This window comes from Enterobacter sp. UNJFSC 003 (assembly GCF_036903355.1).
Taxonomy (GTDB): Bacteria; Pseudomonadota; Gammaproteobacteria; order Enterobacterales; family Enterobacteriaceae; genus Enterobacter.
Genome location: NZ_JBAKHK010000167.1, coordinates 1 through 271, shown reverse-complemented (window position 1 = coordinate 271; position 271 = coordinate 1). Strand labels below are relative to the sequence as shown.

Genomic DNA, 271 nt, shown 5'->3' with positions numbered 1-271 from the left:
ATCCTGTGTTGCCGCCAAATAAATTGCGGTTATTTTAATAAAATTAAGGGTTACTATATGTTGGAGTTTAGTGTTATTGAAAGAGGCGGGTATATTCCTGCAGTAGAAAAAAATAAGGCATTCCTACGAGCAGATGGTTGGAATGACTATTCCTTTGTTACAATGTTTTATCTTACTGTCTTTGATGAGCATGGTGAAAAATGCGATATCGGAAATGTTAAAATTGGTTTTGTAGGTCAAAAAGAAGAAGTAAGCACTTATTCATTAATAG

At 33.6% G+C, this 271-nt stretch carries 1 pseudogene; it reads left to right on the top strand.

The annotated features are described in order from the left end of the window. Positions 1–57: 57 nt before the first annotated feature. Positions 58–271 (top strand): annotated as a pseudogene (locus tag V5P19_RS23630) (hypothetical protein); the annotation flags it as partial.